The 26246-nt window shown below is 42.2% G+C and carries 23 protein-coding genes and 1 tRNA gene; 8 read left to right on the top strand and 16 right to left on the bottom strand.

Features of this window, described 5'->3' with window-relative positions:
• Positions 1–137 precede the first annotated feature (137 nt).
• From SOO65_RS04485 to SOO65_RS04475, 3 genes are read left to right on the top strand one after another with little or no spacing between them, the layout of a single operon-like run.
• The gene (locus SOO65_RS04485; RefSeq protein ID WP_321397601.1) at positions 138–866 is read left to right on the top strand and encodes a hypothetical protein; all 729 of its coding nucleotides are present in this window, start codon (positions 138–140) and stop codon (positions 864–866) included.
• A gap of 2 nt (positions 867–868) precedes the next feature.
• Positions 869–2269 (top strand): hypothetical protein, encoded by a 1401-nt coding sequence (locus SOO65_RS04480; protein WP_321397598.1) that lies wholly within the window; start codon positions 869–871, stop codon positions 2267–2269.
• Positions 2269–3420, top strand: coding sequence for a DUF2252 family protein (locus SOO65_RS04475; protein WP_321397595.1), 1152 nt, complete (start codon positions 2269–2271; stop codon positions 3418–3420). Before SOO65_RS04480 ends, SOO65_RS04475 begins: the two co-directional genes overlap by 1 nt.
• Before the next feature lie 33 nt (positions 3421–3453).
• Here SOO65_RS04475 and SOO65_RS04470 read toward each other — a convergent pair whose 3' ends face one another.
• The 7 genes from SOO65_RS04470 to SOO65_RS04440 form a co-directional block, all read right to left on the bottom strand.
• A complete protein-coding gene (locus tag SOO65_RS04470; RefSeq protein WP_321397593.1) occupies positions 3454–4338 on the bottom strand; it encodes a hypothetical protein in 885 nt (294 codons plus the stop codon).
• A 196-nt stretch (positions 4339–4534) separates the two neighbouring features.
• Positions 4535–5194, bottom strand: a complete 660-nt coding sequence (locus SOO65_RS04465) for a hypothetical protein (RefSeq protein WP_321397590.1) — start codon at positions 5192–5194, stop codon at positions 4535–4537.
• Positions 5195–5308: 114 nt separating this feature from the next.
• Complete coding sequence (locus SOO65_RS04460) at positions 5309–5923, bottom strand: hypothetical protein (RefSeq protein ID WP_321397587.1); 615 nt, start codon at positions 5921–5923, stop codon at positions 5309–5311.
• Positions 5920–6684 (bottom strand): TIGR02147 family protein, encoded by a 765-nt coding sequence (locus SOO65_RS04455; protein ID WP_321397584.1) that lies wholly within the window; start codon positions 6682–6684, stop codon positions 5920–5922. The genes SOO65_RS04460 and SOO65_RS04455 overlap by 4 nt, the downstream gene beginning before the upstream one ends.
• Positions 6685–6865: 181 nt before the next feature.
• Positions 6866–8731 (bottom strand): OPT family oligopeptide transporter, encoded by a 1866-nt coding sequence (locus SOO65_RS04450; protein WP_321397581.1) that lies wholly within the window; start codon positions 8729–8731, stop codon positions 6866–6868.
• Between the two features lie 134 nt (positions 8732–8865).
• Positions 8866–9336: a hypothetical protein gene (locus SOO65_RS04445; protein WP_321397578.1), complete on the bottom strand. Its 471-nt coding sequence runs from the start codon at positions 9334–9336 to the stop codon at positions 8866–8868.
• Positions 9337–9353: 17 nt separating this feature from the next.
• The gene (locus SOO65_RS04440; RefSeq protein WP_321397575.1) at positions 9354–9689 is read right to left on the bottom strand and encodes a hypothetical protein; all 336 of its coding nucleotides are present in this window, start codon (positions 9687–9689) and stop codon (positions 9354–9356) included.
• Between the two features lie 106 nt (positions 9690–9795).
• Between SOO65_RS04440 and SOO65_RS04435 the strand changes: the two genes are divergently transcribed.
• Positions 9796–10341, top strand: a complete 546-nt coding sequence (locus SOO65_RS04435; RefSeq protein WP_321397572.1) for a porin — start codon at positions 9796–9798, stop codon at positions 10339–10341.
• Between the two features lie 109 nt (positions 10342–10450).
• On the opposite strand, the gene SOO65_RS04430 is transcribed toward SOO65_RS04435, so the two are convergent.
• From SOO65_RS04430 to SOO65_RS04420, 3 genes are all read right to left on the bottom strand, one after another.
• Positions 10451–10533: transfer RNA gene (locus SOO65_RS04430), tRNA-Leu, on the bottom strand.
• Positions 10534–10605: 72 nt separating this feature from the next.
• The gene (locus tag SOO65_RS04425) at positions 10606–13341 is read right to left on the bottom strand and encodes a coiled-coil domain-containing protein (RefSeq protein ID WP_321397569.1); all 2736 of its coding nucleotides are present in this window, start codon (positions 13339–13341) and stop codon (positions 10606–10608) included.
• Positions 13341–14336, bottom strand: a complete 996-nt coding sequence (locus tag SOO65_RS04420) for an HD-GYP domain-containing protein (RefSeq protein WP_321397567.1) — start codon at positions 14334–14336, stop codon at positions 13341–13343. The genes SOO65_RS04425 and SOO65_RS04420 overlap by 1 nt, the downstream gene beginning before the upstream one ends.
• Before the next feature lie 133 nt (positions 14337–14469).
• Here SOO65_RS04420 and SOO65_RS04415 point away from each other — a divergent pair, with 133 nt between their 5' ends.
• The gene (locus SOO65_RS04415) at positions 14470–15924 is read left to right on the top strand and encodes a sodium:solute symporter family transporter (RefSeq protein ID WP_321397564.1); all 1455 of its coding nucleotides are present in this window, start codon (positions 14470–14472) and stop codon (positions 15922–15924) included.
• Here SOO65_RS04415 and SOO65_RS04410 read toward each other — a convergent pair.
• The 6 genes from SOO65_RS04410 to SOO65_RS04385 form a co-directional block, all read right to left on the bottom strand.
• Positions 15902–17632: an ABC transporter ATP-binding protein gene (locus tag SOO65_RS04410; RefSeq protein WP_321397561.1), complete on the bottom strand. Its 1731-nt coding sequence runs from the start codon at positions 17630–17632 to the stop codon at positions 15902–15904. The genes SOO65_RS04415 and SOO65_RS04410 overlap by 23 nt on opposite strands.
• 2 nt (positions 17633–17634) lie before the next feature.
• A complete protein-coding gene (locus SOO65_RS04405) occupies positions 17635–18486 on the bottom strand; it encodes an ABC transporter permease (protein ID WP_321397558.1) in 852 nt (283 codons plus the stop codon).
• Positions 18487–18492: 6 nt separating this feature from the next.
• Entirely contained in the window at positions 18493–19428 is a 936-nt protein-coding gene (locus SOO65_RS04400; protein ID WP_321397554.1) for an ABC transporter permease, read from the bottom strand.
• Positions 19429–19436: 8 nt separating this feature from the next.
• On the bottom strand, positions 19437–21197 hold the full coding sequence (locus SOO65_RS04395) for an ABC transporter substrate-binding protein (RefSeq protein ID WP_321397551.1): 1761 nt from the start codon (positions 21195–21197) through the stop codon (positions 19437–19439).
• 112 nt (positions 21198–21309) lie between these two features.
• Positions 21310–21975, bottom strand: a complete 666-nt coding sequence (locus tag SOO65_RS04390) for a hypothetical protein (protein WP_321397549.1) — start codon at positions 21973–21975, stop codon at positions 21310–21312.
• A gap of 38 nt (positions 21976–22013) precedes the next feature.
• On the bottom strand, positions 22014–23870 hold the full coding sequence (locus SOO65_RS04385; RefSeq protein WP_321397546.1) for a tetratricopeptide repeat protein: 1857 nt from the start codon (positions 23868–23870) through the stop codon (positions 22014–22016).
• A 396-nt stretch (positions 23871–24266) separates the two neighbouring features.
• Here SOO65_RS04385 and SOO65_RS04380 point away from each other — a divergent pair, with 396 nt between their 5' ends.
• From SOO65_RS04380 to SOO65_RS04370, 3 genes are read left to right on the top strand one after another with little or no spacing between them, the layout of a single operon-like run.
• On the top strand, positions 24267–24662 hold the full coding sequence (locus SOO65_RS04380; protein WP_321397543.1) for a polyhydroxyalkanoate synthesis regulator DNA-binding domain-containing protein: 396 nt from the start codon (positions 24267–24269) through the stop codon (positions 24660–24662).
• A 9-nt stretch (positions 24663–24671) separates the two neighbouring features.
• Positions 24672–25409 (top strand): outer membrane beta-barrel protein, encoded by a 738-nt coding sequence (locus tag SOO65_RS04375; protein ID WP_321397541.1) that lies wholly within the window; start codon positions 24672–24674, stop codon positions 25407–25409.
• Positions 25409–26227 (top strand): ArsA-related P-loop ATPase, encoded by an 819-nt coding sequence (locus SOO65_RS04370; RefSeq protein WP_321397539.1) that lies wholly within the window; start codon positions 25409–25411, stop codon positions 26225–26227. The genes SOO65_RS04375 and SOO65_RS04370 overlap by 1 nt, the downstream gene beginning before the upstream one ends.
• Positions 26228–26246: the final 19 nt, after the last annotated feature.

Raw genomic sequence — 26246 nt, 5'->3', positions numbered from 1 at the left:
TTTAAGAACTTAACAATATTCTGGACCAAATTTGTCATTAACATTTTTTAATCCAGAAAGAATTAGTCAGGTATGGCTAAAGTCTTTCTTCTAATATGTCGAAAATAGACCGGGATTCTATGATTTAGGGACAATGAATGAATAAAAGTATGGCTACAGGCAAATGGACTTTGAGTGTTATTGCACTCTCCATCTTATTCTCAGAGGCATCTATTGCTAAGAGTACTGGCAATAAACTAACTCTACTCCAATGCTTTAAACTTCAAACCAGTCTTCGCTACGGACACATCAATGATAGAGACAAGGCGACAAAAGCAGACATCACTAAGACTCATGAACTATTAAAAGGTCTAAACTATTCGGCCGTTGTTCCATGGTCACCCAAGAAGCGTGAGATTGTCAGACGTTTTGGTATCGAGAAACTCGAAATGGATGAACTCGCTTCTAAATACATGCCTCTCTATGACAAGACTCAAAAAATTGGTAAGGCCAAAATCAAAGTTAATGATATTCGATGGTCTCAAATGGCCGCCAATAACGTAAGTCAAGATGGTAAGTACACCATTGTTGGAAATGCGAAGGCCATTAAAGACGGCTCTCTCAATATTACGAAACTTCCAACCATTCGAGTTTGGAGAGACGTTCAGGGTCGCGTGTGGACACTCGATCACCGTCGTCTTGCGGCCATTAAACTTTCTGGTGTGATAGATGAGATCGAAGTTGAATTTGTCGCGGAATCTTTAGTCAAAGAACAAAAATTTAAATTCTCGAACCGCGATGAAGGCAGAACGATTTTTCTTTATATGGATGAGAAAGATGCTAAATCAGACAAAGCAATTGTCCTCTCTCGCGAGGAGAATAAATAAGTATGAAAGCACTTAAGCTTCTTGCTTTGGCCCCCCTCCTTTTAACTGTTCACAGTTTTGCCAAAGTATTTTCAGAAGAAAATATTAAAAACTGTAAGAAGATTGCCATCGTCGCCGGTACCTATGATCCTTTCACTTATGGGCATGAGTACATGGGTAAAGCGATCATTGAAAAATTACCATTTGATTGTGTGGTTTATCTTCCGACTCAAGATCCTCCTCACAAAATCGCAAGCCCTTTTCAAACTCGTTACGAAATGCTCGAAGCGGCCCTTAAAGATAAACCAAACTATTTCTACCCTGCTCAAGAGGACACAAAACTTAGTCCAAAGGCATATGTTGAAAAACTTAAAACTCTAGGTCAGCAGAAAGAAGTCTTTGCGGTGCTTGGGAGTGACCTTTCACCTCAAACGAAGATGTATTACATCAATGAATTTCGTCTCGGACCGGACGGCTACATCGTCACGGGTCGTGGTGCCGGAGAAAAAGTTGAAATTGCAGACGCTTTTAAGAACAAACCTCTCCACGTAGTTGAAGTTCCTGAGTCATATTCAAGTACACAGGCCAGAAAATGGTTTGTGCAAAATGATGATGTCTACTTTGCTAAAGATGTACCCGCGGAAAGATATCCTAACGATATTTTAAATCCTGAAGTTTCAAAATACATCAAAGAGAACGGTCTTTATCTCGGAACTGATGGTGTAACAACAAGAAGCCCTGCTCGTATTTTAAAGACCGCAGTAACTTCTGGTCTGGACAAGGTCGGACTCTTCCATCCACTACGAGAAATTCTCGTGAATAAAAATAAGCAAGACGTTCTGACTGAAATTGTTATTGATGGGAAGACCTATCCGCTCAAAAAACATCTGGGCTCAGGTCTCACCGCCGATGCTTATATTTTTGAATTCGAAGGTCAAAATCACGTTATTAAAATTGCCAATGATCGTCCTCGAAGTGGATTTGCCATTGCTCAGGACGTAAAAATTGGTCAGTGGTTAAACCAAAAAACTTCCATCAAAGTTCCGGACGTTCAGGCCATGGACCCTCAGGGAAAATGGAAGATCACCACACTCGTTGGTGGTGAAAGTCTTGGCGATTATCTTCAAAAAAACAATGGTTACATTGAGCCTCATATTGAGAAGCAACTTCGTCAAGCCGTTGATGATATGATCAAGCTTTCAAAGAAGACCAATATCAAGCTCGACCTTTCAGTTGATAACCTAAAAATCTGGAACGGGAAGGTGTATTTGATTGACGCCGGTCCCATCCCCGCCGATGTGAAGCACCCAATGAGTTATGATGAATTCACAAAACGCTGGAGTGGCCATACAAAGGTCGCCATCAACAGAAAATGTTCTAACGCTCTCAAAGTCTTCCTGGCCCGAAATCAGGTCACACCATAATGAAAAAAAGCTTCTTTCTTTTTTTTCTTCTTTCATCTCAACTTCATGCTAAGCCTTGTACCAACTTAGTATCGAAGATGTTGGAACTCTACCCTGATCAGAACACACAAATGATGATCACCAGGATTAAAAACGCTCAGGACAAGCACATGTTTATGCGCGCGTTTATTCCTTACTACTACAAAGAATCATTCGAAATTAAGGAAACAATTCCGGTCTTTCAAAAACTTAAAAATCACCGCGGGCAAATCGTGGGTGATGCTCACGTAGGTAACTTTGGTCTTCTCTTGGACAACAAAGGAAAGCCCGCCATGACCCTGGTGGACTATGATGATGTGGGCGAGGCCCCTCTTTTTCTAGATGTCATGAGATTGTCTCAGTCTGCCTCTTACGTCGATGATTTTGATATGACGAAATTTTTAGAGGCCTATAAACGAGGTCTTAAAGGAACTGATCATCAGGTCTCACAATACATGACGGATCTTCAGGCCAAGTCAATAAAAGGCGGACAAACACCTAAGGCAAAGGTTCTCACCACTCCTCAAGGTCCTCGCTTTGGTGAGAAAACCGAACCTGCTACTGCGCTTCAACCGGCCCAGCAGAAATCTCTTGAAAAAGTTCTCCAGACAAAATTCGGGAAAAATACAAAACTTCATGACTCTTATAGCACCATGAAAGAAAGCGGTGGTTCGGCCTACGGAACTCGCTATCATGGGCTGGTAGAAATTGACGGCAAGATTACTTTCGTTGAATTTAAAGAAATCATGAAAGGTGGAGTCATTGGTTGGGGGAAAAAAGCCGCCACTGATGGTAAGCGCGTTGAAGGCGCTATGAATACTTACTTAGGAAAAGGCTTTGATGAGAACCTGAGTGTCGTAAAAATCGGCGATAAATCCTATCAGATGCGTTTTAAAACCGAAGGTAACAAGGCCATTGATGTAAGTGCAGTTAGTAAAAAAGAAGTTGAGAACGTCATCGCTGATGAGTTCTATATTTTAGGTACTCTTCACCGTCGCTCATTAGGAAACACCAACACGGGTGTAACTGCTTACGCGAAGGATCTGGAAACCGTTTCTATTCAGGAATGGGAAGATTCAGTGAAAGTGATGAAGAAAGTTGTGAAGAAGGCCTATAACGCCGGACAGGAATAAGAAGGAGCACTTTCGTGCTCCTTCCCTATCAGATTACTTACAAGAATAACCAATGATTGCTGGAGCATCACCATCTGGAGACTCAGTCGATACGATAAATGAGTTCTCAGATGTATAAGTCAGAGTTTCCTGTTGAGGAAGACCTGGACCTTTTACGATATTGAAATCCACACCACGTTTCCAGCTTCTGCTGTTGATATTAGCGAAGGCCTTAAGATTGATTTCAAGAATGTCTCCGTAAGTCAGGATCGCAACTTTTTCACCAGATGGAGAGATAGAAGCGTCTGTAATACGAGGGGCTTTACCACGAGCTGGGCCCACGATTCCCGCGAGGCTCACTTGAGCTACACGGCCCATTTTTCCAGAGATAGCATCCATAACGAACAATTGAGTGCTGCCTTCTGTTTTAGTGAAGATCAGGATTTGACCATCTGGAGTTACTACCATCGCTTCAGCGTTGTTAGCTCCACCTGGGTATGAAAAGTTAATCACTTTTTCAGGACGAATTGAATTTGATGCCCAGAAATCAGCTTCTTTAAAGATACCGATTTTGAAATTGCTTCTCCAACCCATACCATCGCCAATGTCACCAACGTAAATACAAGCTTCAGCGCGGTTAGATGGACATGGACCAGCAGCTACTGCTTCATAGTCTTCGTTTGGAAAGTTATTCAGACGAACAGTCTTGATGAGTTTTCCATCAATGCCAGTTGCGTATAGAGCAGAATCACCACCTGAGTCGTTAGACCAGATGAATTTGCCTTTTTGAAGAAGAGAAGCTGTGAGGCCACTTGCTTCATCAATTGTATTTCTATCAAGGACACCCACTTGCTTAGCGTTCCAATCTGGACAGATCGCAAATGAAGATTGAGCTACGATTAAAAGAGCAAACGCAGAGCTCTTTAAAAGATTTTTCATGAGACACTCCTGAAATTACTAGGCTTATTTTAAGCGCGAAAAGTGTCCTTCAGAATGTCACCATATGCCAAGGTCTAACTTCTTACTCTTATTGACTTCTGTAGACTCTTTGCGTCTTTAGTGCTCTTAAATTCAATAACTTGATGCTTGGCAAATAAGAAAGGCCAGGGTTTCCCCTGGCCATTGGAAGCAAATATTAGAGAGAAAGGTGTCCGTTACCTAATGAAAGATGTGATGAGCCAGTCGAAGACTGAACGTAATAGAACATTCTGCGAAGATTATCTGTGTTTCTAGAGAACACGCTTCTTTCAGAAAGAAGACCTGCTGGATTTAAAACCAGAGAGTTGTTAACAATCTTAATTTCAGTATCAACATAAACATATCCATCAAACGGAATAAGGTGCACTTGAGTCTTCTCGTAACCAGCAAATGGTTTCACTGGAAGTTCGATTGGGCTATTTTGTGGAACTATATTTACGTGAAGAGTAGTTTGATTTGCTAAATTCTCAAGAGAAAGATCACATTCAGTGCCATCTACTTCGTGAGAAACTTCACCATATAGTTTTTGAGTTGTTACTCTCTTCCAAGACGTACCGTTCTGAGCAATTGAGAATGTCATTTGACCAACTTCAAATTTTGCCGTTGTTACGCAAAAGTAATCGTTATCAAAACGTCTTACGTGAGTGGTAATTTCTGCTGCAGACAAAGTTGGCTTAGAAACTAGCTTCAAATCTATTTTATAAGAGCCAGCGTTGTAGCCTTTATAAAGATTTGTGAAATCCGCTTGAACAGATTTCGTAACAGCAAATGCAGAAAGTGAGAGGGCAAATAGTGATAGAGCTGCGATCAATTTCATAATAACTCCTGTTGGTTAAGTGAATGATCGCATATTTGCCAGAGACAATTCGGCTTGGGAATAGTGCCAGAGTATCTGGTCGAAAACCTAACAATCTTAACAATGAGAACGAATTTATTTCAGTTCAAGGTTCTGCAAAAGCCCTTGGTAACCATCTGCAGTGAAGAAACGAAGCTCATTTGAAATCAAGATCGCAACAAATGTTCTGACTTTTACTGATGAGAAGAGTCTCGGATTGACCTCAAGTGCTTTGCGATAGATCACTTCATGAAGGATCGCCACTCCTCTTTGCTCAGAGGATAAACGATTCCAATATCTCTGATTCAAGATATAGCCACTCTTGGTCTGAATTACAAGCTGAGCGATTCCTGTGCCTTCAGGTATATGAATCCCTGTCCCCATATCAAAAATAACTGGAAGGTCTGTCTCTGAAAATACGGCCTCGCTATAAAAAGCTTTGATCCAATTATTCAGCTGTCTTTGAAGTTTCGGATCATATTTAGCAAGACGACTGGTGAAGGCCATGGCGACCTCACGATCATTTCTAATCTCTCGGGGCCACTGCACACGATAGCCGTATCTGGCCTCAGTTTCAAAGGCATCAAAGAACATAATTGGAGTATTACTCTTCAATTGATAAAGGACGCCTCCTCCATTGCCAACTTCGTTTCCGGCAACAGCAGAAAGAGAAAGGGCCATGAAAATGATCAAAGAAAGTATTTTCTTCATTCGTTATTTCCTTCAAATGCCACAGGGAAAAACTGCATATTGAGTTGATAGAGTTCATCAGAAACGACGGACTGTTTCGCAATCTGAGAAAGCTTGGCACGAAACTCAGCAAGGGCCTTCTTGTATTCAGGAAGCATCTTTTTATCGATACAAAATGTCAGACTCGAGACATCTCTTTCGTCGACTTTGACTTTATCCAGAGACTTCAAACCAATAGGAATGAACTCTTTATGGAACTTCCGAATGGCCGTTGATGGTACGTCATTGGTAGTAGTAACTCGGTCACAAATCAATTCGTAAAAGTCATCCTTAATTGCGATAAGACCCAGTTCCAAAATTTTATTAAGACAAACCTCAATCTCTTGAACCGAGAGTTTTAATTTCTCAGAAAACCATAATGAGCTAGGCTGAAAATCCGAGGCCTGAAACATGGTGAAGACGGACCAGGTTTTCCAGTCTGAGATCTTATTGAATTCTTCTTCGTTAAGCTGTTTTGAGAAACCAGTTCCACGACGAAGATACTTTTGAGAGTAAATCGTTTTTTTAAGTTTTAGTCTTTCTTCTTCAGCGAGATTAAAAATAGCAAAGAACTTCTCAACCGTCTCATCACCAGGGATGTCTCTTCCCTTCAATAAATTGGTAAGTCTTCCTGAAGAGATTCCAATATCACGCGAGAAAGAGCGCAGTGAGTACTGGGCATTTTTCTGATGGCGCTCCAGGTACTTTGAATGAAGAAAATCAGCGAAAGATGTGTAAGACATGAGACCTTCACTTAATCATTGATTAAATTTTAAGACTCTTGTTCTATCCAAATCTTTTATCTGCTGACTACTTGCTTTATTAAGGATAAAGCATTTTTACACACATTGCGAATTCGCAATTTCAAATACTTACCTGAAGGCAAAAAAAAAGGGCCTCTTTCGAGGCCCCTATTTGAAAAGCTTATACAGCTTGTTCTAGAAGAATCAGGATAATACCAATGATCGAACCACCAGCGATTACACCAGCAGCAAGAGTCTCTTGGTTATCAACGAAAGCTCTGTAACCAACGCCATCTTTGTTCTTACACATTTTCTTAGCAACCCAGAAAATAAGTGTACCAAGGGCCATTGACCAAGCATCAGCGAAACGAAGAACGAAACCTAGACCAAGACCAACACCAGAAAGTGGGAATTTGCCGTTCATTTTCTTGTTTGCGATTTCAATCACGATACCAAGAACCGCGCCGATACCAGCAGCAATTTGAGCAGTATAGTGAAGGTTCGAAAGACCTTTAGTTAGAACTTCAGATACACCTTTCCATACAAGTGCTGATGGAAGAGGAAGAGCGTCTGTTGTGAAGAGAGAGATATCACCGTGGAAAATGCTGTAGAAAACAGGAACAGCAATTAGACCACCAGCGAAGATACCAAGGATGTGACCAAGGGCCTGAAGACGTGGTTTACCACCAAGCATATATGAAGGCTTGATATCCATAAGAAGGTTCGAAGCGTTCAGAGATACTTCTGAAGTAATACCAGCAGTCATAAGGTTAGTTGTCACGTTACCCGGAGCAAGAGCACCGTAAGTAATTTGAGTCAACTTACCAAGAGCACCACCAGGAGTGATTGCTGTAAGACCAGTTGAAGTTACTGCGATAAGTGTGAATACGAACACTAGAGGAATGGCAATGATACCAAGCCAGTAGTGAATGCCGAACCAGATGTGACCAAGGTAAACAGTTAGAGCACCAATTACAGGAATACCAACTGCGAAGATCCACATAGGAAGTTCGATTTTTTCAAGAATATCATCTTTTGCTTCTTTCTTAGAGAACATCTTCTTGAAAGACTGGATGATGATCTGAGGCTTCGAGAAGAAGCTGTAAAGAGACGAAGTCGTCATTACAGCAGCACCACCCCACAAGCTCCACATAGTGATCGCTTTGAAAGTTGTATCTGTGATGATTCCTGCATCAATCATTACTGGAGCAAGAAGGAAGTAGTTAATGAAAGCACCAAGAAGAATCGACATGGCCGTCTTCATGCTCATTAGACCACCAGTACCCATCATAACGATCGAAGTATCGAATTGAACTGTTAGATGTTTAAGCGGAGTACCCATGATTGCTGGAGTAGCAAACTTGTAAATGAAATCATCCCAGTAGTGAGGGATAGCAAGGAAGCCCATCTTGAATTTTGCAAGAAGAGTATCAGCACGAAGGATTTCGATAAGAGCTGAAAGACCAGCACCGATCATCATAAGCTTCGCTTTGAACATACCTTGCTTGCCGTCTTCATCGTGGAGTGAATCAAGAACCACACCTGCAGCATAACCTTCAGGGAATGGCATTTGTTCATCATTGATGAAACGTCTCTTAAGTGGGAATGCGAACAATACACCAAGAAGAGAAAGAACAACGATCCACCAGAAACACTGCCACATAGGGATAACTTGGCCAGTTACCATCATATAAGCAGGAATTGATGCCATCATTGGAGCTGTCATATAACCAGCTGATGTAGCGATGGATTGCATAGCATTGTTTTCAAGGATGCTCATTTCAGAACCAAGTTTTAGCTTCTGAATAAGCTTGAAGAATGCGAATGAAAGGATAACTGAAGAGATACCTACTCCCAGAGTCCAACCAGTCTTAATACCAATATACAAGTTTGTTAGAGAAAGAATTCCCCCAAGGATCATACCAGTTAAGGCAGAACGAATAGTTAACTGAGGCATGTCTCCTTTATAGACATTCTTCAGCCACCATTGGTCTTTTTCCTCGAGCGTCATCGTGCGGACTTGCTCTTCGCTAAGTTCTTTGATCATAAAACCTCACATGAATTTTCAGTGGGGGTAAACTACAAGAAAATGACAAAGATAGTCTACGAATAACCAGCAATTCTTAAATGACGTAAGGAATTTTATTTAACAACAACGCAAGGCGCCTCACAGACAACAATTCACACATCTTTTTCTATCACTTTAAGAAATTGCAAAGCCTTTGGAACTTCATTGTAGTGTAGAGTAAAACCAGAAGTTTCACCAAAACCCAGAACTCTGACTCTGTAAATTCCATTAAAACTTTGCCTTAAATGATGAATTTCAATTAAATTGGAAAGCGGGCCACTGTGATACTTAAATGGACCACATCTGACTTCAAACTTTCCATTGGAAACATACATTTTCGAATAATAAATGATTGCCGAAGCACAAAATGGAAAAGCTAAAATAATTATTCCGATAGATCCCGCCAATAAATACAACTTAGGTTTTTCTACAAATACAAAGATCGTAAATGCTAGAAATAAGCAAAGAGTGAATACTGATTTGAATGGCTTACCTCTGTCATGAAGCAATGCCAACTCGTAAAAGATTGCTTTCATTTGATTACGATGAATCGATTTATCTACAAGATCAATTTCGAAATTCATTTCATATCCCAGTTTAATTAAGGAGAAGTCCATGTACCTGCATCATTATAGTAACCTCTTGGCGGTGATGAAGTTGCGCCGCCTACACTGGATGAAGCAGTTTCCATAGTACCAGCAGCGATACCACCCGGCGTATTTGCAAAATAAGGTCCTGCAATCATCCCACCTAAAGCACCACCAAACATTGAAAACATAATATCTTGAGAAGATGCTTTTCTCCAATTCCCTTCATTTATTTGAGCACTAACATGTGCACTAATGTAACCACCTGCAGCTCCCCCTAGTGCACCGAGGACTACCTGTGTGCCAAAAGTCTTCGCATAGTTAGCCGCTGCTCCTGACAATCCAAACAATTAAGACTCATTAAATAATTCGATCTAAAAATATCCTCTAAGAAAAATTAACTACCAACTTTCCTCGCTCCAATTAACATAAAACTTTATTTCACACGGAGGCGAAATGTTCAGACATCTCTTATTAGTGTTGTTGTTCACTGCTATTTCTATTCAATCAGCAAAAGCGATTGTGTTCTTTGAACCTGTTCTAGGTTATGGAACTGGTAGCATGAAATTTGATTATACTGACCTTGCCGACCCAACTAACTCTTTTTCTGATGAGACTGATCTAAAAGGTCTCGGTTTCGGTGCTCGCGGTGGATTCGAATTTGGAAATTGGCAACTTGGTGCTGAATACATGCAACACAAATTAAAATCTTCCGGTGTGGATATTCTTGAAGATGACGACTTTAATACAAAAGAATGGACCGCGCTTATTGGCTATCGATTTGGATTTTTCCGTCTTTACGGAGGTTATATCTTCAGTGCGGATTTAGAAGATCTTGATGATGTCGATCCAGGACAAGGCCTTAAAGCTGGCCTTACTTTCTATGCCCTCAGAAATATGGCTTTTTCTGTTGAATATCGGATGGTGGAAACAAATGAAGTCGTAACCGACGTTAGCTATTCTCAAGTGGGATTACAGCTGTCTTTTCCATTCGGGATTTAATGCAATACACAGCAGAATTCGAAAAAAAAGGCAAAAAAAAAGCCAGGGCGCGAGACCTGGCTTTATTAAAACTATCACACGTGTTTTAGTTGCTGCTTTCGCAAAAACTTGGTGCCCAGTGAGGGACTCGAACCCCCACGCTCGCGCATTAGGTTCTAAGCCTAACGTGTCTACCAATTCCACCAACTGGGCATCTAGGTATGTGACAGAGAACCAGATTATGGAGTAACGAAAAGAATTTGGCAAGAATTTTGATAAAAAAAATTATGCAGATTTTTTCTTAGGGGGCGCGGCCGGTTTGGCCTTCTCGGCTTCCTTCCTCATTTTATCTGCCTGGTTCTGAAGGGCGGTCTTTTCCTGGCGTAACTTATTGGTTTCTTTTTTCATCTCCGCCAGCTGGTTCTTGGTCTCAACAAGATCCATAGTAAGTTTCTTCACCGAACCTTCCATTTGGGCAATCTTCACCTTCGAGGCTTCGTCGATACCAGGGCCCGCCTTCTGCTGCTTCATGGCCTCAATCAACTTCGCCTCAAGCTCAGCAATCTTCTTCTGAGATTCTTTATTCTGCGTTTCCATGATCTGGGTCTGGGCCTGCAGACGTTTTAATTCCTGATCAGATTGTGGATTACTTGAAGGTACAATATTTGGAGTGTCCTTCACTGTTTCCATCGCGGCCTTTTTTAGAAGCCCTTCCAGACGGGATTTATCTTGTTTGAGAGTCGCAATGTAACTTGTGTCTTGAATCGACTTCTCTTGAATCTTCAACAGCTCTTTCTTTGCCGCCTCGACCTGGTTCTTCAATTGATTATTTATCATGCCTAGCTTACGAACTTCTTCCTTCGAATGACCATCATCTTTCGTAGAATTCATGTTAGTCGCTAGACTCGAGACCTTCACTTTATATACATCTAACTGCTTAGTCAGGTTCTGGTTCTGACGTTCCAATTCTTTAATCATAATTGACTGGTTCTGACTTGGTCCTGTCGCCAGGGCCTTGGTCATCTGCTCAGTTTTACTTCTTAAATCAATCAACTCTTTATCTTTCTTCTCGACCAGTTTCAAGAAAGACTCTTTGGTCTTCATGATGATGGAATCTTTCGCCTTAATTTGCTTTTGCGCTTTCTCTATCTCAGCACCAAAGAAAGTTTCTTTCTGAAGGGCCTCAATTTGAAGCTTCTTCGCTTTCATCTCTTCCATTTTCACATCAGCGATGAGCTTGGTTTCTCTTTCAAGAAGACCAGATAGCTTTTGAAGTTCCTGGTCGCTGAGGGCCTTCTGCTCCGCTAGTCTTTGCTGGAACTGTTTGCGTAATTCATCATCTACATCACTCAATTGAATCGTTGAAGCTTCGAGGGCCGCAGCTTGTGCCGCTTTCATCTGAACTTCGGCCATCTTGTTTCGCGTATCTTTTAAAATACGAACTTCAGAGGCCATATGCTTAATTTGAGTTCTGAGTTTTTCATTCTCGGCCTGAGAGGCCATGAGTTTGGTCTCCACCACTTTCATTGCTTGTGGTGAAATACCAAGGACTGCTTGCTTTTCATTTGAAAGAGCACGCTGCTGAAGAAGTCCTGCCTTAATAATGTCCGGAAGTCGTTCTAATTGGAAGCGATCGAGATCCTGGTTATCCAGATCTTCCACTTCCTTTGAAATGCCTTTGGCGAAATCAAAGAGACCAGTTTTAATATGCTCAGGAAGTTTGTCCCCAAGGATACGCACTTTGAGATTGTTCTCTTTTGTACTTTCATCAACTGTCGCAGCAATTCTCCAGGCGGCCTTATCTACATCCAGCTTATCTCCTGCAATACGAACATCGACTTTTTCGTCTTCGAACTTGCCCTTCACTGTATTGATCAACTGCTCGAGTTCACTTAGACCCTTAACCAGTGAAGGCTCATCTCGCGTCTCATCTTCGGTGAAAATCTCAACCGATGTATCAAGCGGATCAACCGTGCCTTTAACTAATTGCGCGGCCTCTGCTTCACCAGGAAGGCCACTCACAACTGTCGTTTCTTCTTTGGCCTCCGCAAGACCCTTAATAACACTCTTCTCAATTGCCTCAGGCGGAAGATTGTCCGGAATAACCACTTTGTCCGTCATATCCGGAATGGCGTTATTTCCTTGAACCAGAATAGAAGTCTGACCTTCCATTTGATACTGAGTAATCATTCTTCCTGGAACAAGTGCCGAGAACATAAGTCCGCGGTTCTCAAATTTGATTCTCTCATCTTTCGTCCAAAGAGCCGTCACAATCACTTTGTTCACATCGGCCATATAAGAGAAGTCAAAGAAGTCAGCTGACTGAACTGAAATATTTAAGAAGTACTCTTCTGCTTTCTTCGTTATGTTCTGTGAAAGACTGGTTGAAACATCCAGAATATCAATTGGCTCCGAGAAGAAATGCATTTGCAGCGCAAACACATCTTCACAGGCACCGTAAGTCACCTCAAATGGTAGACCGACTTTGCCTTTCTTTTTCAGACCAGCAAGATACATCACCAGGTGATCGAAATAAGTTTTGACCGTAAGTGCTTCAATGCCAGCTTCAAAGGCCTTCTGCACCATGCGATCCAGATACTCACCAGTATTAAAAGGATTGGCCACTTGGAAAGATCCAAGCTCCTGGAACGATGGATAGTTATCACCTAGTGTGATACCGCCATAACCCTGGAAGTATTTATCCAGAATGAATGGACCCATCTGTCCATTAAACCACACATCATCCAGAACCAGATTTCCGTAGTTGATGGTGAAGTTTTGAATGTCGTTAACTTTTGATAGTGAAATGATATGACGATCTTTCGCCACCACATCATAAGTCGTGCCGATCAAAGAGAAGTCATGAATATCTTTTGTGATAATATGGGTCCAGTCCGCCTCTTCATTAGTTTCCAGCGGATCATAGACTCTGATATTTCTCGATTGGAAATAATGAGCGAGCTCCGGAGTCATCGCTCCGGTAAGATTCAAAATGGCTAGAGGTTTAAGCTCCTTCTCCATTAAGACCCTGTCTCCTTCATTGACCCAAGATGATCAAATGCCATACACATCTTTTTATAAACTCTTCCCACGGGAAGATCTCTTAACTTCTGATTTTGAAAATTCAGAAGATACTTAATCACTTCTGTTTCAAATGAATATTCACTTCGAATATCCACTAATGAGTCTGCGAAAATCACCACTGCTTCCCAACTCGAGACCTGCCCTTTGGCAACACCTCTTGGAAAACCATTTCCATCAGACAGTTCATGCTGATAGAGTGCCACTTCCTTCAGTTCCGGATGGGACAATAAACTATTGCTCTTCAAGAATTCATAACCACGCTCAGGATGTTTCAAGAAGACCTGAATCTCCTGCTCTGTCGCCTTTTCTTTTTCCAGATAGGCCTTACCCGTACCAGGCTGACGATTTTCTTCATTACAGGCCTGGGCCACAAACCAACTATAGCTCGTATCACACAGACCAATATCGAGGGCCATTGTGAGGTTATAAAAATCTTTCAGCATCAAGAAATGATAGAAGTCATTTGTCATGCCAATGATCACGGCGAAGGCCGCAGAGTAAATTGATTTTCTAAAGAGATGCATATCGGTTTCATGCATTTTTAGCTGCTCATCAATTGAGATTTGGCAGAACTCTTCATGACAGGCCAGAGCAAATGATAAGAAATGCTCATCACTCGAATAAGTGCGATAGAAGTAGGCAACGATTTCAAAACACTTTAAGCGCAGGTCTTTTTCAAACTGCAAATAACGAAGTTCACGAAAGAGTGTTTTAAATTTTTCTTTCACTTCATCATGAACAACGGTTTCAAAATCAAAATTAGAATTATGAGGCGCGTGTTTTTTTACAAAGGCCGGATCAACAAACACACCAGGCTTCATCAAATAGAATTTTCTCCCACCACTGGTGAGAAAAAGGTGACCATCGCAAATAACTTTCTTTGCTAAATCCTTCACCGGAAGTTTGAATGTAGAGGTCGCTTCTTGTGTCATAAAACCCTAGTACTTCTCAATACCTATCGGAAAAAAAAGCGAATGAATGAGATACTTTAGCAAAAGAAAAACGCTAGAATGATGGACGAATTTGATCTGCTTATCATAGACTCGTTCTTACCTGGAGAACATCATGGATATTCAATTAATCGACTGGGCGGTCATCGTCTTTTATATCATTCTAGTATTTTACCTAGCTATTCGTGCGGGAAAGGCGACCAAAGTTTCTCATTCGAACGACCCTAAGGTTCTGGCAAAAGAACAGTATCTGGCCAATAACTCGCTCACCTTTACTGAATCAATTTGCTCGATTATTGCCACAGAGGTCTCTGCTCTCACTTTTCTAGGTATTCCAGCATTTGCCTTCAACAATAACTTTTCCTTCATTCAAATCTACATGGGTGCCATTGTTGGCCGTCTGGTTATTGCGCTCGTTTTTCTTCCGAAGGTCTATGGCAAAGGACTTACGATTTATGAAGTCATGGCCCAAGAAACCGGGCTACCTTCCGGTCAAAGAGCAGTGGCCATGTTTTACACGGTTTCTAAAATTCTTTCCGTTGGTGTGAGATTGTTCTCCGGATCGATTTTGGTGTCGCACTTTCTTGGCATCAATGTGTATCTGGGTCTGGCCATTGTAACGGGTATGACTTTTTTGTATACCTTGATTGGGGGTCTGAAGGCCGTAGTAAGAACAGATATCATGCAAATGAGTTTATTTGTTTTAGGTGGTCTGATTGCTCATTATTTAATTCCACAAACAAGTAACCAGGCATGGTCAGACATGATGATTTTTGCTCATAATGCAGGCAAAACATCATTCTTCAGTTTTGAGAATCCTTGGCCTTTTATTTTCGGAATCATGGGCGGTATTTTATTTGATATGTCCACTCATGGTGTAGATCAAGACTTCGCTCAACGACTGACTGCCAGTCAAAGTCTTCGCAAAGGACAGATGGCGATTTTCTTTTCTTCATTTATTTCAATCGCAGTTGGACTGTTGTTTCTAGGTGTAGGTGCTCTACTATGGGTGCATTATCAATCTGAACCAATGCCTGAGTCAGTCATCAATGCTGATCATTTGTTCAGTCATTACATCATTAATTATTTTCCTGCTGGCATCAGAGGCATTATGGTGGCAGGAGTTCTTGCCGCGACAATGAGTACTCTTGATTCCACAATCAATGCTCTTTGCGCCACTGTTTACAACGATATTTTCCCTCTGAGAAAACCGGAAAAAATGAAGCTGTATTCGTTCTTTGATACGCTGATCATTACCCTACTCTTATTTGGAATTGCGGTTGTGGCATCAACTAACGATGGTCTTCTAATGCTTGGTCTTAAAGTTCAATCATGGACAGGCGGGGCCCTGCTTGGACTTTTCATGAGTAAGATCGTTCTGAAGAAGTGGTTTAAATACCAACTCTCAACAGTCAGTGTAATTGGAGCTTATTTATTCGGAATTAGCGGCGTCTATTTAAACACTCAGGTCCTAGTCTGGGACTGGAACCTGAATGTGTATTGGGGATGCGGAATGAGTCTCTTGTTCTTGAAGATCTACTCGACGCTTAAACCAGCGCCGCGAGATTAGCCTTACCTTCACCCTTAGGAATCGCTGAAAGGAGAGCTCTTGTGTACTCTTCTTTCGGGTTCTTATAGATCTGGCTCGCTTTATCCATCTCGATGATCTTACCTTTGTTCATCACACCCACTTCGTCGGCAATGAAATTCACCACGCCAAGATCGTGCGAAATAAACACATATGTAAGACCAAACTCTTCCTGTAGATCAAGAAGAAGGTTTAGAACTTGAGCTTGAACTGATACGTCGAGGGCCGAAACTGATTCATCACAAATCACGAACTCAGGACGAAGCATAAGAGCACGAGCGATACAGATACGTTGTCTCTGGCCACCAGAGAACTCATGCGGATAACGATTAAGTTGAGCGGCCTTAAGACCCACTTTCTCAAATAACTGTTTCGCCATATCGAGACGTTCCTGACGACCACTTCCCACATTGTGAATATTTAGTGGTTCAGTCAAAATCTCTGCCACGGTCATACGCGGGTTAAGAGATGAATAAGGATCCTGGAAAATGATCTGCATCTTACGACGAAGAAGACGAAGCTCTTCGGCCCCCACTTGCGTGATGTCTTTCCCGTTATAGATGATGTTACCAGATGCTGGCTCAATCAAACGAAGGATCGAACGACCCAAAGTTGTTTTACCGCAACCAGACTCTCCTACCAGACCAAGTGTTTGACCTTTTTTAAGAGTGAAGCTCACATCATTTACGGCCTTAAAGTGATCAACCGTGCGACCAAATAGTCCGCCTTTGATGGGGAATTGAGTCACAAGGTTTTTTACTTCCAGAAGAATTTCGTCTGATCTGTTTGGCTCATCTTCTTTTTCAAAGACTTGAACTCTTTCAGCTGAAACGTGTTTTTCAACACCGTTGTCATCCATGAAGTCACTTACTGTCAGAAGACGACGAGGATTAGCTCCAAGCTTCGGACGACAAGCAAGTAGACCCTTTGTATATGGGTGCTTCGCTGTATAGAAAATTTCTTTGGCGTTGTTTTTCTCAACCACGTTCGAGCGGTACATCACCACTACGTCATCGGCGATATCACCGATTACTCCAAGATCGTGAGTGATGAACATCATACTCATGTGGTGCTTCTGTTGTAGACCGTGAAGAAGGTCCAATACCTGCTTCTGAATCGTTACATCCAGAGCAGTTGTCGGCTCATCACAGATAAGAAGTTTTGGTTCACAAGCAATCGCCATGGCAATCATCACACGTTGCTTTTGACCACCTGACATTTCATGCGGGTATTTATGAGCAGAAGCAGAAGGATTAGGAATTCCTACTTGGTTCATCAAATCAACCGCTCGGTCCCAAGCTTCTTTTTTAGAAACCTGACGGTGAATACGAATCGTTTCCGCGATCTGGTCCCCTACTTTGAAAACCGGGTTTAAGCTTGTCATCGGTTCCTGGAAGATCATTGAGATTTGATTTCCGCGGATATCACGCATCTGAGCGTCGTTAAACTTCAGAAGGTCCTGGCCATTAAAAAGAATTTCCCCTTGAGGAATTTTGGCCGCAGGCTTTTGAAGAAGTCCCATCACAGCTAGTGACGTAACTGATTTACCTGAACCAGATTCACCTACGATACCGATTGTTTTACCGGCCGGGATATCGAATGAGATGTTATTTACTGCTCGAGTCACACCCTCACTGGTGTGAAAATCAACCACGAGATTTCTTACTGAAAGAAGTGGTGAAGATGTCATTGCTATTTTCCTTTTAGCTTTGGATCTAGGGCATCACGTAGAGCGTCCCCAAGTAGGTTAAATGCTAATACAACGATGAACATGGCGGTAGTCGCACCTGCAAGCTGCCACCACACTCCGCGTGCTAGCTCAAGTTTAGCGTCATCGATCATTGTTCCCCAGCTTGGTTCACCTTGAACACCAAGGCCAAGATAAGAAAGAATAACTTCTGATTTAATCGCGAACTGGAACTGAAGCGATGTGTTAATGATCACAATGTGTGTAACGTTCGGAAGGATGTGAAGGAACAGCTTACGAAAGTGTCCACCACCAATTGCTCCTGCTGCCTGAACGTATTCTCTTTCTTTGTGCTTCATCACTTCACCACGGATAAGACGGCAAAGAGTTACCCAACTGGTTGCACCAAGAGCGATGTATACCGCGAAGAGACCCTTTCCAAGAATCATCGTGATTGAAATCAAAAGCATGATATTTGGAATTGAAGAAAAAGTTGTATAAAGCCAAGTGATCACATCATCGACCCATCCACCGAAGTAACCAGCAAGTGCACCAAGGATCACACCAATTGGAATCGCGATAAGTGAAGTCGCTAGACCCACTGACATCGCAATCTGTGTTCCGTGAAGAACCTTTGCAAGTACATCTCGGCCGAAGATATCTGTACCAAACCAGTGCTCAGCACTTGGAGGTAGATTCGAAGCACCAACTTCTCTTGCCCAATCAGCGGCAAGTAAACCAGTAGCAGCAAGAATCGCCACAATTGAATAAATAGCGACAATGATCAATGAACCGAAGGCCCACTTATCTTTAATGAGTCGCTTAAAAGCATCTTTCCACAATGAATTCTCTTTCATAATTCTCTACTTCAACTTAACGCGAGGGTCAGCTAGGGTATATAAAATATCTGTTACAAGACTCATAACGATGTATAGAACACTTGATAGAATCGCCATCGCCTTAATCACCGGGAAGTCCGACGAGTTAAGAGCGTTTAGGGTAATTCCACCAAGACCAGGAATACTGAAGAAATTTTCCAGAAGAAGCGCACCAAGAATGAGCGACGGAATCTGAATCACAACGTACGTAATAATCGGAATCAAAGCATTTCTCAGAACGTGCTTAAGCAGGATCACAACTTCGCTAAGACCTTTCGCACGAGCAGTACGAACGTAGTCCTGATAAATCTCATCGAGCATAATCGTACGGAAGAAACGAACATCAGGTCCTAAGCTTAGAAGAATCCAGATGATCGCCGGAAGTGCGATATAAGGAACGAAATCCGGGAAACCGTATTCGAAACCTGAAATCTCAAACCATCCGAGCTTGTAAGCGAAGAGGTATTGAAAACCAAGAATGTAGGCCAGGGCCGAAACACTCACTCCGGCGATACAAAGAATACGAACAAAAAGATCGATTCCTTTACCACGGTAGAAGGCCACCACTAATGAAATGATGAGCGAGAAGATGGTCGCGATGATGAATGCCGGAACAGTCAGAACCATCGATGGATAAGCACCTTGCTTGATCATATAAGTGATCTCTTGCTTAGTGGCCCATGATCTACCGAAATCGAATGTGAAGGCAGATTTCACTACGTCCAGGTACTGATCGAACAATGGCTTATTAAGGCCAAGTTGTTCTCTGAGTTCTGCCATTTGCTTGGCAGTTGCGTTCTTACCTAGAAGAACCGCAGTCGGATCTCCTGATACCAGGTTAAAGAGCACAAAGATAATAAAGCTCACCCCGAGTAATACCGGGATGAGGTTGAGCAATCTACGAATAATGTACTTAATCATTTTTCCTACTAAAACTTCTTACTGAGTTCTTTTTTCACTTCAAGGTCAACGTTCAGATATTGAAATTGGTTATGGTTGAATTCCATAAATTTAAAGTTTTTAAGCCAAGCTTGAACCAGATACATACGAGTACGGTTAAAGCCGAATACCCATGGAGCATCAACAGCTGCCATTTCGTTTAGCTTTTCATAAAGTGCTGTTCTCTCTGGAGAATCCTGCATCACAGTTGCTTGCTTATAAAGAGCATCAAACTCTGGGTTACAATAGTTAGCACCATTAGAACCTGGAGATTGGTTTGGACAATAAAGAAGACCTAGGAAGTTTTCAGCGTCCGGATAATCAGCACCCCATGCCATTGTGTACATCTGGTGTTGTTTCTTCGTTACTTTGTTCACAAGTTCAGGCCATGTGTTCATGCCTACATTGATCTTGATACCGATTTTATCCATACACTTCGCGAAGAACTCAATTTGCTGACGAGCAATTGTTTCGTTACGAGTTTGGATGGTGATTTCCGGAAGACCTTTTCCACCCGGGTAACCGGCTTCAGCTAAAAGCTTCTTGGCGCCTTCAAGATCAAACTTCACATAAGGGTTTTTGAATTCTTTACGGTAACCGCCCATGCCTGGAGGAATTACACCTTGAGCATCAATTGCAGTACCTTCATAGAATAGTCTATTCGCTTCAGCACGGTTGTACGCCATGTTCATGGCCTGACGAAGCTTACGGTTTTGAAATGTTTTATCTTCGTGGTTGAAAGCAAAGAAAGTCACATCAAGCTGAGGCTTAAGAATTAGACGAATGCCTTTTTCTTTGTGCTCAGAACGAAGTTCTTTTTCTTTTGTGATCGCTTGGTCGATGTTGTTGTCTTTAAGCTCAATCACATCGTCTTTACCTTTTTGGAAAGACAACCATTTCGGCTGAGACTCAACTACGATATGAACATTGATACGATCAACCAGAGGGATTTTTTTACCAGCATCAGCAAGTAGACCAAGTTTATCATCGCCCTCTTCACCTTCAGTTGGATAAAACTTCTCACGGAACTTAGGGTTGCGGTTATAAACAATCAGGTTTGACTGATCGAATCTCGGAAGGATGAATGGACCAGTTCCAACTGGGTGATTCAAAAACTCTTTCCCGAAGTGATCAACTGCTTCTTTCGCTACGATAAAAGAATAAGGCATCGCAAGCGCGTAAAGGAACTGAGGATAAGGACTTTTAAGTTTTACAGTGAATGTATAGTCATCTACTTTCTTAAGACCTTCGATCTCTTCTTCGTAAACAGTGGCATCAAGAGCAGAGTATTTTGTTCTCCACTCGTTTAGACCAACAATACGCTCATCAAATAACCACCAGCCCTTGGCCATCAGTTTCGGATCGGCCAAACGCTTAAGTGAGTAGATCACATCATCAGATTTCATTTCACGACCGATGCCATCTTTAAATGCAGGGCTATCGTGAAACAGCACACCCTTTCTTAGTTTGAAAGTGTAAGTCAAACCATCAGCACTTACTGTTGGAAGAGCTTCGGCAAGGTTCGGCATTAATTCGTAAGGACGCTTTAGTGGATGGAATTCGAAAAGACCTTCGTAAACTTTTCCGGCCTCATTTCCTGAGTATTGATCAGAAGCATGGATCGGATCATAGCCTGCGATTTTTTCTGGAGAGACTAGATTGATTTCCCTTTCATCGAAATTGTCCTGCTTGCTACAACCAACGATTGCCAGCATCAGCATCAAACTCAACAACGGGGCCAATCTCTTCATAATGCTCCTAATTTAAAAATATGGAATATTGTATGCCATTAGTTCACTAATCACTATAAAAACAATGAACTTTTGACAATAGGTGCAATTTGATACCAAATCACTCAGAAAACTAGTTCTGCCAGAATAGTTCAAGTGAAAGCGAAGATTCTTTTTTCTGAGAATGAGACTCACTGGAATAAAGACGAATGTCGGTGCGATCAAAGAAAGATTTCGTAAGATTTTTGGCGTTAAGAACGAGGCTTCTTCCCTTTCCGAGAAGCTTAATGATGCTGATTTCTTTCTCCGTAACCTGAACTAGAAATTTTTCTCCGTCCAAATCACATAAAAGATCCTCTCCTTGCTCTGCACAATTGGGCTTTAGCCCCCAACTTTTGGCCAGATTAAATCGCACTAATGAGCGGAACTCTTTTAAAAACTCTTCTGAGGTTAAAACCTTATCAAGTTTTAATCTATCAAACTCACGATCGATACGTGCCTCGAAGGATTCAAACTCAGACTGAGGCATAGACTTTTGCTTAAGTTCAGGGAGAATCATCACCTCTTCGCCATGAAGAGGAATCGAAACGGCCAAGAGCCAGTCAGTGTTTTCTTTCATCAAACTTTCGAAACTAAAAACGTACTGACTAGAACCCAAAGTTAAACGTCCGCGACCTTCGCCAGTAAGTCTGACGGCATCGAGAAGCTTCATTTTATTTTCTGATTTAAGTGAAGGAGCACTCTGAAAAAGAGCGCATGAGGTCAGAAAAAATAAAAGGGCCATCTTAAGAATAAGCATGACCCCATATTGAAATCTATTTCATTGAAACGCAAGGACTAATCGAGTTTTCCTGAGGCAGGAAGACGGCTTGTATCAAGCTCTTCCATTGCAGTCATAATCTCCAAACGATCTTGCTGATAGCGCACGTGCTTTAATGCTGACTCTAAGAATGTTTTTGCACGCGAGTAATCTTTTAATTCCTTATGCACTTCGGCCAGGTGTTTTAAAATTTCCACATCGTCAGGCACTTTTTTCTGAGCAAGTTCAAGCTCAGATAACGCTTTTTTAATGTTGCCTTGCTTGAAGTAATACCAGCCAAGAGAGTCACGAATATAACCATCATCCGGACTGATTTTCAGAGCGGTTTGAATGTACTCGAAGGCCTTTTCCATTTGCTCACCACGCACTAGAAGTGAGTAGCCAAGGAAGTTCCAGGCATGAGCATTCTTTGGTTCTTTTTCAATGATGCCCATGATGAGTGCAGTCGAAGCTTCAAACTTCTTTTCTTTCTCATAGAGGTTTGCAAGATAGTATTTGTGCTGGGTCGAGAAGCTCTTCTCGTCCTGCACTACCATCATCGTTTCCATCGCTTCTTTATAGTTTGCGATACCTTCAAAGTACCCCGATTTGATCACGCTGAATTCAACTCTCATGTCTTTGAACTCTTCAATTTTAGCATTCACGTGCTTAAGAAAAGAGTCCTTCCACTTGGTCTCACCCTTCTCATGGTGTTCGTTTTGAGCAAGTGTTGAAAGCATATTGGCCATCTGAACCGAGCTATCTGTATAGAGACCACTTGAAGACGGGATCTGGTTGAAGTACTCGATCGACTCGTGATACTGGCTCATTTCCTGGTGAATCGCTCCCAGGTAATAAAGAATCTTGTCTGATTGCGGGGCCGCCACCAGAAGGTCTTTGAAGACCGAGATTGCTTCAGGATACTTTTTAGCGTCAGTATAAAGGATACCAAGTTTAACTTTCAGATTGAGATTTTCAGGCTCGATATCGCTTAGTCTTTCCGCGTATGGGATGACTTCAGCGAATCTTTCTTTCAAGAATAAAACCTGAACCATACGAGTCAAAATCGTAGAGTCTTTCGGCTGGGCCTTCAGGTACTTTTCATAGATCTTAATCGCCGATTCGTGTTGTTCACGCTCTTCCAACAAAATTCCTAGAGCACTCACTGCCTGACCTAAGCTCGGCTGACGTTCATGGGCCTTAGTGAAAGCTGCCACGGCCTTGGGAACATTGCCCATGTCGAGGAAAATTTTCCCCGCATAGTAGTCGTACATGCCGTTCTTCTGATCTTTATCAGCACAGCTTTTCAGCTGGGCCAGGGCCTTGGTTGTTTCTTTTGAAACCGCCAAAGACTTACTTAAAAAGACACAGGCATCTTCGTTTTTAGGATTGTTTGATAGGAGATCACGGTAGATCCTGCGAGCATGTTCTTCCTGGTCCACACCAGTATAAACGCCGGCCAGAATTAACCCGACCTTCTCTTCTTTTGTCTTCTGATAAAGACGCTCTAAAACCACCTGAGCTTCTTGTAGATCGCCCGTGCGGATAAGCGTAATGGCATACTTTTTCTGAAGGAAATCATCGTTCGGAACCAGGGCCACCACGTGTTTGAACAACACCACCGCAGTCGCATAATCCCCTTCCAGAAGTGACATATTCGCCTTCAAGAAAAGGTCCGTAGCTAAATAATTTACACCTGATTGGCTGGCCTTCGCCTGAATCACCATCTCTTCCAATCGCTTTGAGGCGATCGCCAGAGCGTCCCTATTCATTTGCTCGATTTGTTCCGGAGAAAAGTCCGAAAGCTGAGGGGCCTTGTGTTCAATTTTATGAGCACAACCTACTAGGAGTGAACTTGCGAGGAGAACTGGGGCCAAGGCAGAGACAAATTTCATAAAACTTCCAGCTGTTGAAGACGGAGTCCTTCGATGGATTCCCTCTATGACTTTTATCGGCTTCCACAGGTGGTTTTTTAGGAATTGATTTTTTTGACGCAGAACAAATCTGGGCCCATTTTAATGACCTAAGCCATTGATTTACAAAGGGTAACCTTTACATAGGGAGGAAATTTTTTCCCCCTCGGACCATTTTTTTTCATCTTTAGGATTTTTTATGACCATCTGGGTTGACAGCCAAGTGCGGTATTAGTAAAACCCACCCGAAACTACGGAGCGATAGCGCGCAAAAACATATTTCTTTGAGTGCGCTGTTTCTTTTTGCCAATAAAAACTATTAACGTAAGTACCTTTAAAATGATTTAAAAGGGTATAACCACAAATTAGGGGAACAACATGAAAGACGTACGTATCATCAAGCGTTACCAGAACCGCAAGCTCTACGACACTTTCCAAAGCTGCTATGTAACTCTCGAAGAGATCGCTCAGATCATCCGCGAAGGTCACGAAATCCAAGTTATCGACAATAAGTCTAAAAACGACATCACTTATATGACTCAGATCCAGCTTCTTTTCGATCAAGAGCGTAAGTCTCTTAAGCCAGGAAACACTGAGCTTCTTAAGCGTGTAATCCGCTCTGAAGAAGGCACTCTTACTGGTTATATCGGTGCTCTAGAAGGTAAGCTAAACCTTACTTTCGATATCCCAGCAGCTGTTGTTGCTGAAGATTTCAAGCCTGCTTTCGTAGCTGGTCTTAACTCTTCTATGGAAAATTCTGCTACTTTGAACTAATCTTAGTTCATGAGTAAAAAAAATTCTGTAATGCTCATGGCCGCTTTTGCGGCCATGTGTTTTTTAAGCCCTTCTCTTTCTCTAGCTCAAACTAATGAGCCAAAAGCCTTCTCCCCAAAAATCAAGACCCCTAATACTTCGCAGGAACTTTCTGAGCAGCCAGAAATTAAAAAATCTAATCTGGTAAGAGAACGTGAAGCGGAAGAAAAAGAGGCCAATGATGCGGCTCTTCGTGCTAGTTCACCAAGACAACTGCGTCAGCACGGTCTAGGTGTTGGTTTGGGTCAAACTTTCCTGATGGGGAATTATGGCAAGTACGGCGATGACAAAATCACGGCGGACCTGTTTTATTCATATGCCGCCAGTTATTCGTTCGATTTACTGGTGAACGCTCACATGTCTGAGCACAAAAATGATAATGAGAGAATGAAAGTGATGGGTCTAGCTACCTCAATCAAAGGTCGTTTCGTTGAATACGACAATCTTTCTCCCTACTTTTTGGGTGGTCTGGGCTTTTATGCCCCAAGAGCTAAGCGTGTGAACGATCAAGGCAAGGCAAAATGGTCTGATCAGAAAGTTACTTTTGGTGCGAACTTTGGTGCGGGTGTGGATCTTCGCCTCAACGAACACTACGTTGTGGGTGTTTTGGGACAAATGCACTGGCCTTTCAAAGTTCAACAAGACAATCAATCGGACCTGAAAGGTTACTACTTTAAAATGCTCATCACAGGAATGTACCTCTTCTGATGGAACAAAAACCACGTCGTCTTTATATCTTCACTGGGAAAGGCGGCGTGGGAAAAACCACTCTTTCTCGCGCATTCGTAAAATATCTCGTTGAGCACGATCACGAAGCTGTTTACCTCACATTTAAAAATCAAGCGATGGGTGAAACCTCCACCGGTTCCACTGAGCGCATGCATGAAGGCGTGAAAGAAATTGCTCTCGACTTAGAAGAGAGTGCCCGCGGTTATATTGAAAAAAGACTCAATTCAAAAATGGTCGGCGGATGGATTGTAAAAACTCCGTTTTTCCGCGCCTTGATCAACATGGTTCCAGGTTTTAGTTATCTCATTTACCTCGGAAAAATTCTCGAGATGGGTAAAGAAAATCCTCGTCTCACAATTGTACTCGATGCACCGGCATCCGGGCACGCGTTAACAATGGTGGAATCAACCACTAACTTTAAACAAATTTTTGAGAGTGGAATTGTCTTTGATGACGCCACAAAAATGCTTGGCCGCTTAAATGATCCAAGCTATACGAAAATTCATGTCGTAAGTTTACCGAGCCTCATGTCTTGGCAAGAGGCACAGGAACTTCGCACTGGTCTTCGAGAGAGAACACCTGTTGATGTCGACATCACAGTGAATAACTGCCTTTATCCCCTTCTCGAGGGAAAATTTGAAGAAGTGCCGCAAGGGCTTCGTGAAAAAGCGTTAAATGAAAAACGCTTGGTTGAAGAGCACCAATCTGAAATGCAATGCATCCTTCCTCATTCACTCGGAAATGACACTAAATCCATCGAGTCGGATTTAGTTGGGTCTCTCTCAAAACTCATATAGAATAGAGAGGCTTTCAAAG

It is taken from the genome of Peredibacter starrii (genome assembly GCF_034259205.1).
GTDB classification, from domain to species: domain Bacteria; phylum Bdellovibrionota; class Bacteriovoracia; order Bacteriovoracales; family Bacteriovoracaceae; genus Peredibacter; species Peredibacter starrii.
Note: the sequence above shows the minus strand (reverse complement) of the source record. Positions and strands in the feature narration are given on the sequence as shown.